Annotated in this window: 17 protein-coding genes; 10 read left to right on the top strand and 7 right to left on the bottom strand. The window is 53.5% G+C overall.

Translation table 11 applies throughout. The annotated features are described in order from the left end of the window. Positions 1 to 106: 106 nt before the first annotated feature. The 10 genes from JFL75_RS03935 to JFL75_RS03890 all read left to right on the top strand — a co-directional run bounded on the left by JFL75_RS03935 (position 107) and on the right by JFL75_RS03890 (position 10,004). Entirely contained in the window at positions 107 to 694 is a 588-nt protein-coding gene (locus JFL75_RS03935; protein WP_215625396.1) for a Maf family protein, read from the top strand. A 151-nt stretch (positions 695 to 845) separates the two neighbouring features. After that, complete coding sequence (gene rpsB / locus JFL75_RS03930; RefSeq protein WP_215625395.1) at positions 846 to 1,736, top strand: 30S ribosomal protein S2; 891 nt, start codon at positions 846 to 848, stop codon at positions 1,734 to 1,736. A 54-nt stretch (positions 1,737 to 1,790) separates the two neighbouring features. Further along, positions 1,791 to 2,639, top strand: coding sequence for a translation elongation factor Ts (gene tsf, locus JFL75_RS03925; RefSeq protein ID WP_215625394.1), 849 nt, complete (start codon positions 1,791 to 1,793; stop codon positions 2,637 to 2,639). Between the two features lie 57 nt (positions 2,640 to 2,696). Beyond that, positions 2,697 to 3,251: a ribosome recycling factor gene (gene frr / locus JFL75_RS03920; RefSeq protein WP_215625393.1), complete on the top strand. Its 555-nt coding sequence runs from the start codon at positions 2,697 to 2,699 to the stop codon at positions 3,249 to 3,251. Further along, positions 3,251 to 3,976, top strand: coding sequence for a polyprenyl diphosphate synthase (gene uppS, locus JFL75_RS03915; RefSeq protein ID WP_215625392.1), 726 nt, complete (start codon positions 3,251 to 3,253; stop codon positions 3,974 to 3,976). Before frr ends, uppS begins: the two co-directional genes overlap by 1 nt. Continuing rightward, the gene (locus JFL75_RS03910; RefSeq protein WP_215625391.1) at positions 3,973 to 4,827 is read left to right on the top strand and encodes a phosphatidate cytidylyltransferase; all 855 of its coding nucleotides are present in this window, start codon (positions 3,973 to 3,975) and stop codon (positions 4,825 to 4,827) included. The genes uppS and JFL75_RS03910 overlap by 4 nt, the downstream gene beginning before the upstream one ends. 22 nt (positions 4,828 to 4,849) lie before the next feature. Then, a complete protein-coding gene (gene dxr, locus JFL75_RS03905; RefSeq protein WP_215625390.1) occupies positions 4,850 to 5,998 on the top strand; it encodes a 1-deoxy-D-xylulose-5-phosphate reductoisomerase in 1,149 nt (382 codons plus the stop codon). Continuing rightward, entirely contained in the window at positions 5,989 to 7,350 is a 1,362-nt protein-coding gene (gene rseP, locus JFL75_RS03900; protein WP_215625389.1) for an RIP metalloprotease RseP, read from the top strand. Before dxr ends, rseP begins: the two co-directional genes overlap by 10 nt. Before the next feature lie 30 nt (positions 7,351 to 7,380). Continuing rightward, positions 7,381 to 7,995, top strand: a complete 615-nt coding sequence (locus JFL75_RS03895) for a CpXC domain-containing protein (protein ID WP_215625388.1) — start codon at positions 7,381 to 7,383, stop codon at positions 7,993 to 7,995. Then, positions 7,992 to 10,004 carry a WD40 repeat domain-containing protein gene (locus tag JFL75_RS03890; RefSeq protein WP_215625387.1) on the top strand — a complete coding sequence of 671 codons (2,013 nt, stop codon included), beginning with the start codon at positions 7,992 to 7,994 and terminating at the stop codon, positions 10,002 to 10,004. The genes JFL75_RS03895 and JFL75_RS03890 overlap by 4 nt, the downstream gene beginning before the upstream one ends. Positions 10,005 to 10,018: 14 nt before the next feature. On the opposite strand, the gene JFL75_RS03885 is transcribed toward JFL75_RS03890, so the two are convergent. From JFL75_RS03885 to rpsF, 7 genes are all read right to left on the bottom strand, one after another. Continuing rightward, positions 10,019 to 10,315 carry a late competence development ComFB family protein gene (locus JFL75_RS03885; RefSeq protein ID WP_215625386.1) on the bottom strand — a complete coding sequence of 99 codons (297 nt, stop codon included), beginning with the start codon at positions 10,313 to 10,315 and terminating at the stop codon, positions 10,019 to 10,021. Positions 10,316 to 10,363: 48 nt separating this feature from the next. Continuing rightward, positions 10,364 to 11,707, bottom strand: coding sequence for a replicative DNA helicase (gene dnaB / locus JFL75_RS03880; RefSeq protein WP_215625385.1), 1,344 nt, complete (start codon positions 11,705 to 11,707; stop codon positions 10,364 to 10,366). A gap of 6 nt (positions 11,708 to 11,713) precedes the next feature. Then, a complete protein-coding gene (rplI, locus tag JFL75_RS03875; protein ID WP_215625384.1) occupies positions 11,714 to 12,373 on the bottom strand; it encodes a 50S ribosomal protein L9 in 660 nt (219 codons plus the stop codon). 67 nt (positions 12,374 to 12,440) lie between these two features. Next, positions 12,441 to 13,460 carry a YybS family protein gene (locus tag JFL75_RS03870; RefSeq protein WP_215625383.1) on the bottom strand — a complete coding sequence of 340 codons (1,020 nt, stop codon included), beginning with the start codon at positions 13,458 to 13,460 and terminating at the stop codon, positions 12,441 to 12,443. Between the two features lie 19 nt (positions 13,461 to 13,479). Continuing rightward, a complete protein-coding gene (gene rpsR, locus JFL75_RS03865) occupies positions 13,480 to 13,803 on the bottom strand; it encodes a 30S ribosomal protein S18 (RefSeq protein ID WP_215625382.1) in 324 nt (107 codons plus the stop codon). Between the two features lie 18 nt (positions 13,804 to 13,821). Continuing rightward, on the bottom strand, positions 13,822 to 14,292 hold the full coding sequence (locus tag JFL75_RS03860; protein WP_215625381.1) for a single-stranded DNA-binding protein: 471 nt from the start codon (positions 14,290 to 14,292) through the stop codon (positions 13,822 to 13,824). 9 nt (positions 14,293 to 14,301) lie between these two features. Beyond that, positions 14,302 to 14,583: a 30S ribosomal protein S6 gene (gene rpsF / locus JFL75_RS03855; protein WP_215625380.1), complete on the bottom strand. Its 282-nt coding sequence runs from the start codon at positions 14,581 to 14,583 to the stop codon at positions 14,302 to 14,304. Between the last annotated feature and the right edge of the window lie 77 nt (positions 14,584 to 14,660).

The raw sequence follows: 14,660 nt of genomic DNA, 5'->3' as shown, positions 1-14,660 counted from the left end.
TGAAAAGCATGTAAAGGTATAGAGGTATCCGGAAAGTTACGTTACAATGAACCTAACTAAATGGGGCAAGTTTTATCCCATACTTTTAATACAGGGGTGTTTTCAGATGGATCCTCTTATTTTAGCTTCCGGGTCTTTGCGCAGACAGGAATATCTGCGGCTTCTGGGGATACCCTTCAGTATCATGGTAGCCAGGGGCGAAGAAACCCTCACACCGGGCTTGAGCCCACGGGAGCAGGCGGAACAGCTGGCCGAGAAAAAGGTAAATGAAGTAATCGACGTTCTTAAAGGGCGGCTGCCGCCGTGGATAGTCGGCGCGGACACGGTGGTCACCCTGGACGGAGAAATTTTCGGCAAACCCAAGGACCGTGAAGACGCAAAAGCCATGCTCAGCCGTTTCCGCGGCCGAGAGCATACGGTGGTGACCGCCGCGGCCCTGTTCAACGGCCAGACCAGGACTACGGATATCCGGTCCCAGGAAACAGCGGTGGTTTTTTCCCGGATATCCGACGATGAAATCGAATGGTACCTCAATACCGGAGAATGGCAGGGAGTGGCCGGGGCGTATAAAATCCAGGGAATGGGAGCGTGTTTCATTTCCGAGATCCGGGGATCCTACAGTTCCGTGGTGGGGTTGCCAATTCACGATTTTTATGTCATGCTAAGAGAGAATGGTTATCCCTACGGGGCCTGAACCGTTCATATTTTCCGCCGCCTCCGGGCGGTGAGATACAGGGAAGGCGTCGCAGACGGCGCTCCAGCTGACAATCCCCCACTCCTAGGAATCATCCTCTGTGTCTGGGGTTTGTTTTTGAGTGAATAGTCTGCAAACGCGGGAGGAAATTTTGGCTGTTGTTACAATGAAAAGCCTGCTCGAATCGGGGGTGCATTTCGGCCACCAGGTAAAACGCTGGGATCCGCGGATGAAGAAGTATATCTTCGCGGAACGGAATGGTATCCATATCATCGATCTTCAGAAAACCATCCAGGCGATCAAGGATGCCTACGAAGCGGTACGCAAAACCGTAGCTTCCGGCAAAACGGTTCTTTTTGTGGGAACCAAAAAACAGGCCCAGCAGGCGATCCAGAAGGAAGCCGAACGCTGCGGTATGTACTACATAAATAACCGCTGGCTCGGCGGTATGCTTACCAACTTCGTTACCATAAAAAAATCTCTGCTCCGTCTCAAGAAACTCGAAAAGATGGAAGTGGACGGAACCTTCGAAAACCTTACCAAGAAAGAAATTGCGTCCCTGGGCAAAGAACGGGCTAAACTGCAGAAAAACCTGGGCGGCATTAAGGAAATGAAGGAACTTCCCGGGATTCTCTTCATCATTGATACCAGAAAAGAAGGTATCGCCGTGGCCGAAGCCCAGCGCATGGGGATTCCCATTGTTGCCGTGGTGGACACCAACTGCAATCCCGAAGGGATAGACTACCCCATTCCGGGCAATGATGACGCTATCCGGGCGATCACCCTCTTTACGCAGATCATAGCCAACGCGGTGGTCGAAGCCGATAACGAGGCGGGCCTCAAAATCATCGAAACCCTCGGCGATGAGGACGAAGAAACTGAAGAAGTCGTGACCGACGCTTCGGTTAAGGAAGAGGATGAGGAAATAGACATCGCTTCCTATTCCGCCGACGCCGTGCCCGCTGCCGTCACCGAAGAACCCGCCGCCGACGAGGAAGACGAACTGCCGGTGGATGTGGATAAGGTTTACGGCGAGGACTGATCCCCGTAACCCGATGGCTTGTAACGATTAATCTGATTTGTAAGGAGTTCTGCTGTGGAAATAAAAGCATCCGATGTAAAAAATCTCCGGGAAAAAACCGGAGCAGGAATGATGGAATGCAAAAATGCCCTGGTTGCCAGCGAAGGTGATTTTGCGGCGGCTGAAAAATTTTTGAAGGAAAAAGGCCTCGCGGCGGTTGAAAAACGGGCCGACCGGGCAACGAACGAAGGGAAAATTTTCATTAAAATCAAGGACAATACCGCCGTTCTGGTGGAACTTGCCTCGGAAACGGATTTTGTCGCCCGGAACCCCGATTTTATCGCCCTGGGCGGACAGATCGCCGACAAGGTTCTTGAAAAAGGCTATTCCGAAATAAACGATGAACTCAGTTCCATGGTGACCGATCTGGCCACGAAAATCCGGGAAAACATGAGTTTAAAACGCATCCGGGTAGTCAAAGCCGATGCCAATGAATACATGAGCCAGTACATTCACGGGGACGGCAATATCGGTGTGGTGGTCAAAGTCGGCGCCGACAAGCCCGAAGCCCTTTCCCAGGATTGTGTAAAGGATTTCGCCTTCAGCCTGGCCCTCCATATCGCCGCGTTCAACCCCATGGCTCTGGACCGGAGCAAGATTGATCCTTCCTTTATCAAGGAACAGGAAGAAATCTTCCGCAAGCAGATGGAACAGGACGAAAAAATGAAAGGCAAACCCGCCGGGGTCATCGACAATATCCTTCAGGGTAAAATAAACAAATACCTTTCGGATATCTGCCTCATGGACCAGGGGTATGTTAAGGATGAAAAACTCACCGTGGCAAAGGTTACCGAAGATATAGGCAAACAGGTTGGCGCGAAACTCAGCATCAACGATTACGTATATTTTAAGGTAGGACAGTAACCTGTTGGGGATGCGGGGCCGGGCCCTGCATCCCTCTTTTGTATCAAGGAGATGGATATGCACAGTGTAATAACGTCATCGGAAGAACGGATGAAGAAAACCATAGCGAATCTTACCGATGAATTTGCCGTCCTCAGAACCGGGCGGGCTTCGGTTTCTTTATTTGATAAAATTAAAGTTGATTATTACGGCGATAAATCCCCGCTCAACCAGGTGGCAAACATCTCCATCCCCGAGGCCAGACTTATTGTCATCCAGCCCTGGGACAAGGCCATGATCGGTGAAATCGAAAAGGCGATCCGGAGTTCGGAATTATCCTTAAACCCCTCCAATGACGGCAAGGTAATCCGTATTTCGATCCCGCCTTTGACCGAAGAGCGGCGCAAAGAACTGGTAAAACAGGGGAAAAACCAGGCCGAACAGAGCCGGGTGGCCATCCGCAACATCCGCCGGGACGGAAACGATGAGCTGAAAAAACTGCTGAAGGACGGTGAACTTACCGAGGATGAGGAATCCCGGAACACCGAAGAACTTCAGAAGGTCACCGACACATATATAAATAAAATCAACCAAATTCTGGAAGAAAAAGAAAAAGAAATAATGGAAGTGTAATGGCTTCTTCCGAACCGAAATCCGGCGGCCATCCGGTTCCCGCCCATGTGGGCATAATTATGGACGGCAACGGCCGGTGGGCAAAAAAACGGAATCAAATACGCACCCAGGGCCACCTTGAAGGGCTTAAAGCGGCGAAAAAGGCTGTTCAGGCCGCCGCGGATCTGGGAATACGGTACCTCAGTCTTTATGTATTTTCCACGGAAAACTGGAAACGGACCGCCGAAGAAGTAAACTATATAATGGGACTGGTAAAACAGTACCTTAAGGCGGAACTCAACTTTTTCCGGAAAAACCGGATAAAAATCCTTCACGCCGGGGATATGGATACCCTGCCCCCTGACATTGCCCGGGAAATCCGCGATGTCTGTGAGGATACCAGGGATTTCGAGGGACTTACGGTTATCCTGGCGCTTAACTACGGCGGCAGGGACGAAATAGTCCGGGCGGTCCGCCGTATGCTGCGGAACGGCCCGGTCAATCCGGAAAACCTGACCCAGGAGCTGATCGGAAAAAACCTGGACAATCCGGAAGTTCCCGACCCGGATCTCATTATCCGGACCGGAGGTGAGTTCCGGACAAGCAACTTCCTTTTGTGGGAAACCGCCTATTCGGAATACTATATTTCGGATAAACTGTGGCCTGACTGGACAAAAAAGGATTTTGAAAAGGCTGTCATGGAATTTCAGAAACGGGAGCGCCGGTTTGGCGGAGTGAATAAATGAAAAAATTGGTTCAGCGCCTTTTAATGTTTGCCGTCGGTCTCCCCCTGGTGGTCTGCATTGTGGTGCTTCTTCCGCAAAAAAACCATCTTGCGGTCAATATCGCAGTAATAATTCTCAGTGTTCTGGGATCACTGGAATTTTCCGATATGCTGAAGCGGAAGAAAAAAGGCATTTTACTGCCGGAGGTTATTATCCTCGGAGCACTGGGACCTTTGGCGGCCACAATTTCGGTCAGTTTCGGGTTCGGCGGAGAGGTGATACCCGCGGCCTTTATTTTCGGGGCATCCTGGCTGCTTGTTTCCAGAATATTCCTGTCGGAAGCAAAATTAACCGATGTAATCGACATTGTATCCAGCGGTTTTTCCATCATGATATACCCCGGACTGTTTATGGTTTGGATAATCCGTATGGGCCGGCTTCCCAACGCGACCATGATTCTGCTGATGTTCCTGCTTACGGTCATTGCCAATGATTCCCTCGCGTGGGCGGTGGGTATGCTCTTCGGCAGGGGCAACCGGGGCATCATCGCGGCCAGTCCCAACAAGAGCATCGCGGGGTTCGCCGGGGGATTCGCCGGATCCATCCTGATCGGAATCGGCGGCACGATTTTTGTTCCTTCGGCCTTTACGGCGACTGCGATACCGTCGGTCGCGGCGGGAATTATCCTGGGACTGTTCACCGGCGCCGCCGGATCCCTGGGGGACCTGGCGGAATCGGCGCTGAAGCGGAGTTCCAATATCAAAGACTCGGGCTCAATAATACCCGGCCGCGGCGGGGTTCTCGATACCATTGACTCAATTTCACTGGCGGCTCCGGTATTCTATTCCCTGTACTGGCTTCTTTTCCTGTAACAGGGCACCAGAAAAGGTATTCATGAAAAAACGGGTAGCGGTCCTCGGGGCCACCGGTTCAATCGGCAGAAGCACTTTGGATGTAATCCGGGCGGACCGGGACCGTTTCGAAGTGGTGCTTCTCAGTTCCCATGTAAACGCCGAAGAACTCATCCGGCTAGGAAGTGAATTCCCCGGCGCTGTCCTCGCCCTTTCCGGGACTCCCCAAAAACCTCAGGAGTATCCCGGCATCCGTTTCTTCGGAGAAGATGGGCTGCTGCGGGCCATAGCCGAAACGGGGCCCCAAATCGGGGTCAACGGCATTGCCGGCGCCGCGGGGCTCAAGCCATCCCTGGCGCTCCTGGAAAACCGGGCAGACCTCGCCCTGGCAAACAAGGAAACCGTTGTTATGGCGGGCCCCCTGGTTTTCGCCGCCGCCGAAAAGAACGGCGTAAAACTGCTGCCCGTGGATTCGGAACATTCCGCCATATTCAACCTTATCGAAGCCCACGGAAGCGGCTGTATTGAGGAAATTCTCCTAACAGCCTCGGGTGGGCCTTTCAGGAAACGGAGCGCCGGGTCCATGGCGGCGATTACCCCCAAAGAGGCCCTCGCCCATCCCACCTGGAGTATGGGACCTAAAATTACCATCGATTCGGCGACCATGGCCAACAAAGGCCTTGAGGTAATCGAAGCGGTCCGGCTGTTCGGTATTGACCCCGGCAGCCTTACCGTGGTGGTCCATCCCCAGAGTGTGGTCCATTCCATGGTGCGGCTGCGGGACGGCGCGGTATACGCGCAGCTTTCCAAACCGGATATGCGTCATCCCATTCATAACGCCCTGTACTGGCCGGAGTGCGCTTACTGCGGATTCGGGCGGCTGTCATTTTCCGGATTAACCCTGGAATTTGAGAAACCGGATTCCGAAAAGTTTCCCATGCTGCCCCTGGCGTACAGCGCGGCCCGCCTAGGAGGCTGTTATCCGGCGGCGTACAACGCCGCCAATGAGGAAGCGGTGGCGGCGTTCCTTTCCGGGAAGATAGCCTTTACTGCGATTCCGGAAATAACCTCCGCGGTGCTTCAAAATGATTGGCAGGACCGGGATGATTCATTAAATTCTATTTTAAACGCTGACAAAAAAGCCAGAGAAACGGCACAGACTTATATATCGGAGAAATACGGATGCTATTAGTAAAAATCATACTGGGATTAATCGGCCTTGGGGTCGTTGTTTTTGTCCATGAACTGGGACATTTTATTGCGGCCCGGCTTATGGGTATCGAAGTCGAGGCTTTTTCCATCGGATGGGGAAAGCCGATCCTCAAAAAAAAGATCGGCGCCGTGGAATACCGCCTGGGAATGTTTCCCATCGGCGGTTACTGCAAGATGAAGGGTGAAAATGAATACCAGGAAGCCCTGACCAACAACCAGAGTGAAATATCAAAAAACAAGGGAACCTTTTACGGTGCCAGTCCCTGGCGCCGCATTGTCGTTTCCTTTGCCGGCCCCTTCGCCAATATCATCTTCGCGGTTCTGATATTTATCGTTATCTGGGGAGTCGGTTTTGAGGTAAATACCCTGGACAACCGGATTGTTCTTGTTTCGGATATCGACGCCGGGGCCGACTATCCGGCGGATGAAGCGGGACTGCTCAGCGGTGACCGTATTATCGAAATCAACGGGAAAACTATCGAAAATTACCATGGTATTCAGGAATCCATCGCCCCCAACGCGCTGAAGGAACTCTCGGTTAAAGTTGACCGGGACGGAACAATCGTTAATCTTGCGATTACCCCGTCCATGGACCGTTCCAGCGGCGCGGGCAAAATCGGGGTATATTTCTGGACCGATCCGGTGGTCGGCTCCGTGACGGAGGGAACCCCGGCATCCATCGCGGGACTCCGGCCGGATGACCGGATACTCAGAATAAACGGCCAGGATCTCCCGTATTCCGTGGCGCTTATGCCCATCATGCAGTCGAGCCCGTCGGTGCTCACCGTGGATTTCGAGCGGGGCGGACAGGAAATGCAGACCGATCTGGTGCTGGCATACAAGGATGACGGATCCGTTGATTTGGGTTTTAATTTCAAAACCATCACATACCATACACCCCGGCTCTCTCCGGTACAGGCCATAGTTAAGGGAGCCGCGGAAACCTGGAAGACCTTCAGCCTTTCGGTAAAAAGCCTGGCCCTTCTTTTTAAGGGAGTTGACCTGACCCAGGCCGTTTCCGGGCCCGTGCGGATAACCTATATGGTGGGGGATATCGCCACCGAAGGATTCGGGGAAAGTTTCGGAGCGGGACTGAGTTCCATGGCAAATTTCCTGGCGCTCATTTCAATTTCTCTGTGTATTATGAATTTGCTTCCCATTCCGGTGCTTGATGGCGGTATGATTGTTCTTTTTATAATTGAAGGCATCAGACGGAAACCCCTCAACCCCAAAGCGGTGTACGCGTTCCAGATGGTAGGGGTGGTTCTTATCTTCGGACTGATGATTTTTGCCGTATTCGGCGATATCCTGTTTCTGGCAGGACGGAAATAACCCGGCACCCGCGGGTCCAAAGGAGTCAGCGTGAAACGCAAAATACCCTGTCCCTGCGACAATTCATTCGATGTTGAAGTTCCGGATGAAATTAATCTGGATACCGATTCCGAAATAATTGACGAAATTATGGACGGCAGTTTCATGAATTACACCTGCCCTTCCTGCGAAAAAAAACACAAACCGGAATTCCCCCTGACCGTGGTCTGGCCTTCAAAAAAAGTCCGGTACGAGGTGCTTCCCGAAACCGAACGGGGCCAGTTTTACCGGAGAAAAAAAGATCCCCCCGACACGGAAACACTGATCAGCTACCCGGAAATGGCGGAACGGATAGCCATGCTCCGGGACGGGCTGGAGCCGGCGGTGGTTGAAGCCCTTAAGTACTACGTTCTCGTAAAAGCCGAGGAGAACTACCCCGACCGGGAAATCACCATGTGGTACCAGAACAGGTCCCCCGACGCCCTGGAATACCACCTTATGGGGATCCGGGACGATGAAGTCGCCGTAAGCCGTATCCCCGCCGAGCTTTATGAAAAAAAACTGGCGGAATATAAAAAGCACCCGAAATCCGAATTGTTCAATTCCCTGAGAATACGGAACTACCTTTCCATCCAGAATATAATGCGCCCGGAGGAACTGCTATGATTTTTTGCCGGACCCGGGCTGGTATTTTGACCGCAGCGGTATTCCTGGCCGTTCTCGTTTCAGCCGGCGCTCAGTCGAGAACGCTTTCCCAGGGAACCGCCGCAAACCGCAGCCTGAGCGGTCCCCATAACGGTCCTGTGAGCGCTCTTATCGAGGGCGGCGACCGGACTATTTTAAGCGCCGGTGAGGACGGTTTTCTCGGCGTATGGAATGTATCCCAGAACGCCGCGGTGGACCGTTTCCAGCTGAGTGCCTTTTCTATAATAGCCATGGCCCGGAGGCCGGACAAAACACAGATTGCCGTTGCCGAAACCGACGGCATGGGGCTGTACCGGATATCGGTCTGGGATTACGAATCAAAAAGAAAATTTTATACCCTGCGGTTCAAAGACCCTATTTCATACATATCCTACTCCGCCGGGGGTAATTTTCTTATCGTTGCCCGGAGCGGCAGAACCGGTGTGGTGTTTCTGGACCCGGAACGGGGAACCCAGCTCCAGAGCCCGGATGGGCTGACCGGAACGGTTACCTTTGCGGCAACGGGCAAATCGGAACGTTCTATGATCTGCTATTCCCCGCAGGGCCAGCTTTCCTACTGGAACCTTGAAACAGGAGAAACCCTCCGCAGACTTTCGGTGACCGAAAACATTACCAGCCCTATCCTGTTCAGCAACAACCGCTTTTTCGCGGGATTCGACTATGAGGGACTTGTTGTTTTTGACGCCACATCCGGAACAGTTCTCGGAAGGAACAGCGAAATCAGGGAAGGCTCCCTGATTTCCATCAACCCGGAAAGCACCGAATTTATCTGTCTCAGCGCCCAGGGTGATACCGGCAGAATGATCCGCTTCAGGATTTCCAATACCGGCCGCCTCGAAATCCGGACCCGGAGGACGTTCTCATCGTCTGTCCCAAGGATCAGTTCCGCGGTTATGTCCGGGAATGATCTCGTCCTGGGCTGTGATGACGGACAGCTGCGGGTAAACCTGCAGAGCGGCACCACCCGGGTTATGCAGAACCGCCGGCCGGTTACGGTCCGCGAAGCCGCCGCCTCGGGCAATACCTTAGCCCTGATGAACAATGACGGAACCATAGGGTTTATCCCCCTTGATTTTTATTCCCTGGAAAGCGGCACAGCCATCCTCTTTGAGGACGCCGGAACCTATACCCATATAACGGCTGATACCAAAGGACCCGGAACGGAAGCGGCATCTGAAGAACGGTTCCTTCTCTGGCAGGATAATTCCCGCTATGTACCGATCCTGCGCAATTCATCGGAAATACTTATGGCCATGGATGAACTCCCCATGCAGTTCCCCCTTAGGGCGGCTTCTGTATTGGGCAGCAGGGCTTTGTTTCTCGATGTGATGGGCAATATCACCATTCTGTCCCTGGAGGACGGGAAGAAGCTGTACAGCTATTCATCCATCGGGGCTCTGGACACGGCCTTCGTTGACGACCGCAATATTATCATCGGCAGGAGCGGTGTCACCGGCAATACGCCGTTTTTAATGGTGGATACCGGGACCGGAGAAACCGTGCCCTTAAACTACCCCGCTTCCATCGGAGCCCGGGTTTACCGGGGAGCCAGCGGCCGCTTATACGGCGCGGCGGTGGACCAGAATCCGGGCAACGTACTTACCAGAATAATAACGCTGCAAACATCCAATCCCGCGGATTCCCGTCCTTTGGTTGAATACCAGGGTGAAGATACGTCATTTGGAATTGCGGAATGTGCCGGCTCCCTGGCGACAACCCTCGGCGGCGACGGTGCGACGATCTACAATTCCGCGGGAGGTTTCAGAACCTTTGAGCGGAGCCCCGGGCTTCCGGTAAAGCTGGTTGACGGCGCTGTCAGTATTATAGCCATCGACGAGGATGGGAATATAACCTGGCACAATCCCCACAGCGGAGAAATCCTGGCCAGTCTCCGGATTTATTCCAATGAATGGATTCTGTCGGTTACCCATGAAGATTCGGTCCGCGGAACCGTGCGGGGTATCCGCTGAACCGTGTTATCGATTCAGTCGTGGGAAGGGTTTTTCCTGACTTTTTCTATGGCGGCTGAAACCGCTTCCCGTATGCTTTTGGCGTAGTCTTCTTCATCCATGGCATGGGATGCGTACAATGTTCCCAGAAGCGAGACTCTGTACAGGGGCTTTACCGAATTAAGGGCCATTGCGGCCATGTCGAGCACACAGTCGCCGCAGCGGCAGATTTCTTTATCGTAATTTTCAAGCTGTTTACCCAGTTCCGTGAGCACCAGTTTTTCGGCTTCGTTAACCAGGACTTCAAAATCGTAATTGTCAATAAACGCCATAGTATCTCCTTGAGCATAAGCGGGTTATTAGGGTGTATTACTATAGTTTTAACCTGAGCGGGAGAAATTTTCAAATTTCGTATACCGGGGCAGAAATGCGATGTCCACGGTACCGACCGGCCCGTTGCGCTGTTTCGCGATGATGAGTTCGGTCTGAATAACCTTTGACTGTTCGGCTTCGGAGGTTTTCTTATCCGATTCACGCTCCCGGTGAAGAAACATAACCAGGTCCGCGTCCTGTTCAATGGAGCCGGATTCGCGGATATCCGAAAGAGTCGGCCGTTTGCCTTCGGCATCCCGCCGGACCTGGGACAGGGCCACCACGGGAATATCCAGTTCCCGGGCAAGACTTTTCAGGGACCGGGATATTTCGGCTATCTGCTCATGCCGGGGTATCTGGTAATTTTCGGAACTGATCAGGGTGAGGTAATCAATGAATATGATTTCAATATGCTGCTGGGCCTTGAGCCGCCGGGCCTGAGCCCGCAGGTCAAGGAGTTTCATATTCGGCATATCGACGATGTACAGAGGGGCGTCGTAGATCCGGCCGGCGGCCTCCATGAGACTGTGGAAGTCGCTGGGCTTGAGAAGCCCGGTCCGGATTTTGTTTGATTCAATCCTGGCTTCGCTGGAAATAAGCCGTTGCATAAGGGCCATATCGGACATTTCCAATGTAAAAAACGCCGTGGGTATTTTATCGTTTATTGCTATGTTGGCCGCCATGGTAAGGGCCAGCGCGGTTTTCCCCACCGAAGGACGGGCGCCGATTATCGCCAGCTCGGATTTCTGGAAGCCGCTGGTCAGCGCGTCAAGATCGTTCAGGCCGCAGGGGACACCGGTAAAGGCTTCCTTGGAATGGTACAGCCTTTCAATGGTCTCAATGGTCTTGGGGATTATTTCTTTGGCGCTTTTGAATGTAAGAGTCTGGCGGCCTTCGGTTAAATCAAAAATACGCTGCTGGGCTTCCTCAAGGATAAGCCGCGATTCCATGGATTCATCGTAGGACTTGACGTTGATTTCGCCGGAAACCTTAAGGAGGTTTCTCCTGAGGGATCCGTCCTGCACGATTTTTGCGTAGTAGTCGATATTGGCGCTGGAGGGGACCACATTAGTGAGGGACGCGACGTACGCCGGGCCTCCGGCCTGATCGAGTTCACCGCTCTGCCGGAGTTCTTCCGTCACGGTGATTATATCCGCCTTGAGGCCCTTGTTGTACAGGTTTAAAATCGCGTGGAAAACCCGCCGGTTGGCGTTTGAGTAAAAATCCTCCGGCCGGAGATACTGTATGGCAGTGGCCACAGCGTCCTCATCGAGAAGGAGCGCCCCCAGAGTGGCCTGCTCGGCTTCGTCATTATGGGGCGGAATTTTATCCTTAAGCTGTGACCCTGCCATGGATTGTTATGCTTCCGAAGAGGTGTTGTCTTCCTGTTCCGCGCTTTCGGCGCCGCCGGTTTCAGCAGCGGGCTGGGATTCAATCTCAGCGGCTGCCGCTTCGGCGGGCTGCTCCTCAGCCTGGGGTTCCGCCGCGGTTTCGGCAGCGGCTTCAGCCTGGTCCGGACGCCGCCGGTCCCTTCGGTGATCCGCCGCGGGAGCCCGGGATTCTTCCTTAACCGGCTGTCCCTGAATGGTAATATTCAGCTCCGCGGAGGCGCTTTCATACAGCTTTACCGTAACTTTGTACTTGCCCACGCTCTTGAAGTGGTTTCCGGGAACCTCTACCCGCTTGCGTTCAATCTGATATCCCTGTTTGGCCAGTTCATCCGCCACGGTCTGGCTCGTCACGGCGCCGTAGAGCTTACCGTTGGGACCGGCGGGCATGGTGATGATGATTTCCAGGGCTTCAATTTTCTCTTTGAGCCCCGCGGCGTCCTGGCGCTTCTGGGACTTCCGGGCTTCAATTTCCTCTTTTCTGGATTCAAAGAGTTTTATGGTGCTTTCCGTATAGGGAAGCGCGATTCCCCGGGGAAAAAGATAGTTCCGGGCGTATCCCCGGGCGACATCCTTAACATCCCCTTCTTCACCCAGGGGTGCCAAATCCTTGTTTAAAATTACCTTCATAATCAAGCTCCTCACCGGCGGAACCGTTGTCCGCCGCAAAAAAATTAAGAATACGACAGCGCCGTATTCACATCCCCGGAGTAGAGGATGATCCGTTTATCTTGGGTACCCTAAAGGGTATCCAGTTTTCGGCAATTCCCAGCAGAACCAGGATTACCAGAACACCAATGTTTATTCCCGGGCTGAAAATCAGCATAATCAGGAAAAAATTCAGCAGGAACCGCAGCATGGGCGGTACCCCGGGCCTGGACAGAAAGAACAGCAGTATTCCACCGCCCTGGGCCAGATAGATCATAGCGCATATTACCAGTATATTCCATGCCGCGATTTCCAGGGCCGCGATTTTAACGGAAAGCCCCAGGATCACCCCAAGAAGCGATATGGAAAGCACCCAAATCATCTTCGGAGCGGCGTGGAATGCCATAAGGTTTCCCCCGGGCCGTTCATGGCGGACAAACCACGTCACAATCAGCGCGGCCTGGCGGCTGAAAAACAGAAATACCATACACGACGCGATGCCCGCGCCGCGGACCGCCACATAGGACAGTCCCTGCAGGATAGCCTCGGCGGTGACGTACTGTTCCGAAATAGACCGCTCCACCGCGTCACCGGCCATTGAGGCCCGGTACAGGGACGCCAGCATTTCAGCCTGATCCATGATGGATTTGTACATTCCCGAACTGTCCCGCAGCAGGTACGCCGCCGGGATCATTCCCGCGAATACCAGGACGGAACCGGCGACGATGCGGTACGCACCGGAGATCCGCATAAAGGCGGGACCATTCACCGGCGGCGCGACTATCCAGAGGAAAACCACTACCAGCAGCGTAAAATACCCGGCATCCAGAAGGATAACGGGGATACTGTACCCGGAGATGATTCCCAGGATTATTCCCGCCAGGGTATTCCCTGCTATTGCCGCGGCCCCCGCGAACCAGGCTATCCTTCGGCTGTAGCAGTACGCGGCTATACCCAGGGGAAGAAGGAAGAACAGAGACAGAAAACCTGTCCTGATTATCACTACGCACGATACGGCGCATATAAGCGCCGGTACCAGGCCCTGGGTGGCCGTATTCCGGGAAAACATTATCTGTCCGAAGCCGGTTTTAATCGGCCACGAAGGGAAGCAGCGCTATGGACCTTGCCCGTTTGATTGCCAGTGCCAGAGAACGCTGATGCTTTGCGCAGGTACCGGTAATGCGCCGGGGAAGAATTTTTCCCCGTTCGGTTATAAACCGGCGCAGCACATCCGCATCCTTGTAATCGATTTTAAGTTTCTGGGTGCAGAATTTGCAGACCTTTTTCTTGAAATAAACCTTTCCCTTGCCACGGCCGTTCCGGTCGTCGCCGTCCCTGCCATCCATCATATCCATCCCGCCGCGGTCCTGCCGGGGAGGACGGTCGTTTTCTATAAATTTCTCATCGGACATGAGTCGTCTCCTTAGTTTTTAGAAGGGAATATCATCGGCGAAACCGTCATCGGCGCCCCCATCCTGACCGGATGGACCTCTTTCCTGGGGCGCGTCACCTCTGCGGTCCTGGTAACCGGAACTCCGGCTTTCATAGCCGCCGCCGTTACCGCCGCCCCCACCGGGGCTCCCGCCGAGTAGCTGAATATTGTTCGCCACTATTTCCACTTTTGAACGATTCTGGCCGTCCTGTTCCCAGCGGTCCTGCCGGAGCTCACCGTCAATGGCGACGGGTTTTCCCTTTACCAGGTATTGATTCAGGGATTCCCCCTGCCGGCCCCAAAGGACAATGTCGAAAAAATTCGCCTCATCAACCCATTGATCGCCGCTTTTCCTGCGGCGGTTTACGGCAATGGAGAATTTGCAGACAGCCTGCCCGCTGGCGGTATACTTCAGTTCCGCATCCCGGGTGAGCCTTCCTATCAGTACTACATGGTTCAGATCGGCCATAGGTTTCCCCTATTCTTCTACTCTTACGAAGAGATATTTTACGATATTGGCGTTAAGTTTGAAAATCCGGTCCAGGGTCGCGATTTTTTCCGGATCGGCTTTGATGGTGAACAGGACGTATTTGCCCCGTTTCCGTTTGTTGATTTCATAGGCAAGATCGCGGTCCCCGACTTCATCGGTTTTTTCGATCTCCACCCCGTTTGCGGTGAGGTCGGCGAGCAGCTGCTCCCGGCCGGCTTTGTGCTGGTCATCTTCCAGGGGGAAAATAACCGTCAGCTCATACTGACGCATGGGCCCTCCTTACGGACTTGTTTGATGGTCCGTCCCACGGACGGACAAAGAGGTATTTAACAGATTACCGGAATCAA

Source organism: Breznakiella homolactica (assembly GCF_016616095.2).
Lineage (GTDB): Bacteria > Spirochaetota > Spirochaetia > Treponematales > Breznakiellaceae > Breznakiella > Breznakiella homolactica.
The sequence above is the reverse complement of the archived record's forward strand: the minus strand, read 5'-3'. Positions and strand labels throughout refer to the sequence as shown.

What these genes read in the sequence shown, in the direction of transcription:
- JFL75_RS03885 (WP_215625386.1), bottom strand. Translation starts at nt 10,315, where the DNA reads ATGGCGTTTATTGACAATTACGATTTTGAAGTCCTGGTTAACGAAGCC.
- rpsR (WP_215625382.1), bottom strand. Translation starts at nt 13,803, where the DNA reads ATGTCCGATGAGAAATTTATAGAAAACGACCGTCCTCCCCGGCAGGAC.
- JFL75_RS03860 (WP_215625381.1), bottom strand. Translation starts at nt 14,292, where the DNA reads ATGGCCGATCTGAACCATGTAGTACTGATAGGAAGGCTCACCCGGGAT.
- JFL75_RS03870 (WP_215625383.1), bottom strand. Translation starts at nt 13,460, where the DNA reads ATGTTTTCCCGGAATACGGCCACCCAGGGCCTGGTACCGGCGCTTATA.
- rseP (WP_215625389.1), top strand. Translation starts at nt 5,989, where the DNA reads ATGCTATTAGTAAAAATCATACTGGGATTAATCGGCCTTGGGGTCGTT.
- dxr (WP_215625390.1), top strand. Translation starts at nt 4,850, where the DNA reads ATGAAAAAACGGGTAGCGGTCCTCGGGGCCACCGGTTCAATCGGCAGA.
- JFL75_RS03935 (WP_215625396.1), top strand. Translation starts at nt 107, where the DNA reads ATGGATCCTCTTATTTTAGCTTCCGGGTCTTTGCGCAGACAGGAATAT.
- frr (WP_215625393.1), top strand. Translation starts at nt 2,697, where the DNA reads ATGCACAGTGTAATAACGTCATCGGAAGAACGGATGAAGAAAACCATA.
- JFL75_RS03910 (WP_215625391.1), top strand. Translation starts at nt 3,973, where the DNA reads ATGAAAAAATTGGTTCAGCGCCTTTTAATGTTTGCCGTCGGTCTCCCC.
- rpsF (WP_215625380.1), bottom strand. Translation starts at nt 14,583, where the DNA reads ATGCGTCAGTATGAGCTGACGGTTATTTTCCCCCTGGAAGATGACCAG.
- JFL75_RS03890 (WP_215625387.1), top strand. Translation starts at nt 7,992, where the DNA reads ATGATTTTTTGCCGGACCCGGGCTGGTATTTTGACCGCAGCGGTATTC.
- dnaB (WP_215625385.1), bottom strand. Translation starts at nt 11,707, where the DNA reads ATGGCAGGGTCACAGCTTAAGGATAAAATTCCGCCCCATAATGACGAA.
- uppS (WP_215625392.1), top strand. Translation starts at nt 3,251, where the DNA reads ATGGCTTCTTCCGAACCGAAATCCGGCGGCCATCCGGTTCCCGCCCAT.
- rplI (WP_215625384.1), bottom strand. Translation starts at nt 12,373, where the DNA reads ATGAAGGTAATTTTAAACAAGGATTTGGCACCCCTGGGTGAAGAAGGG.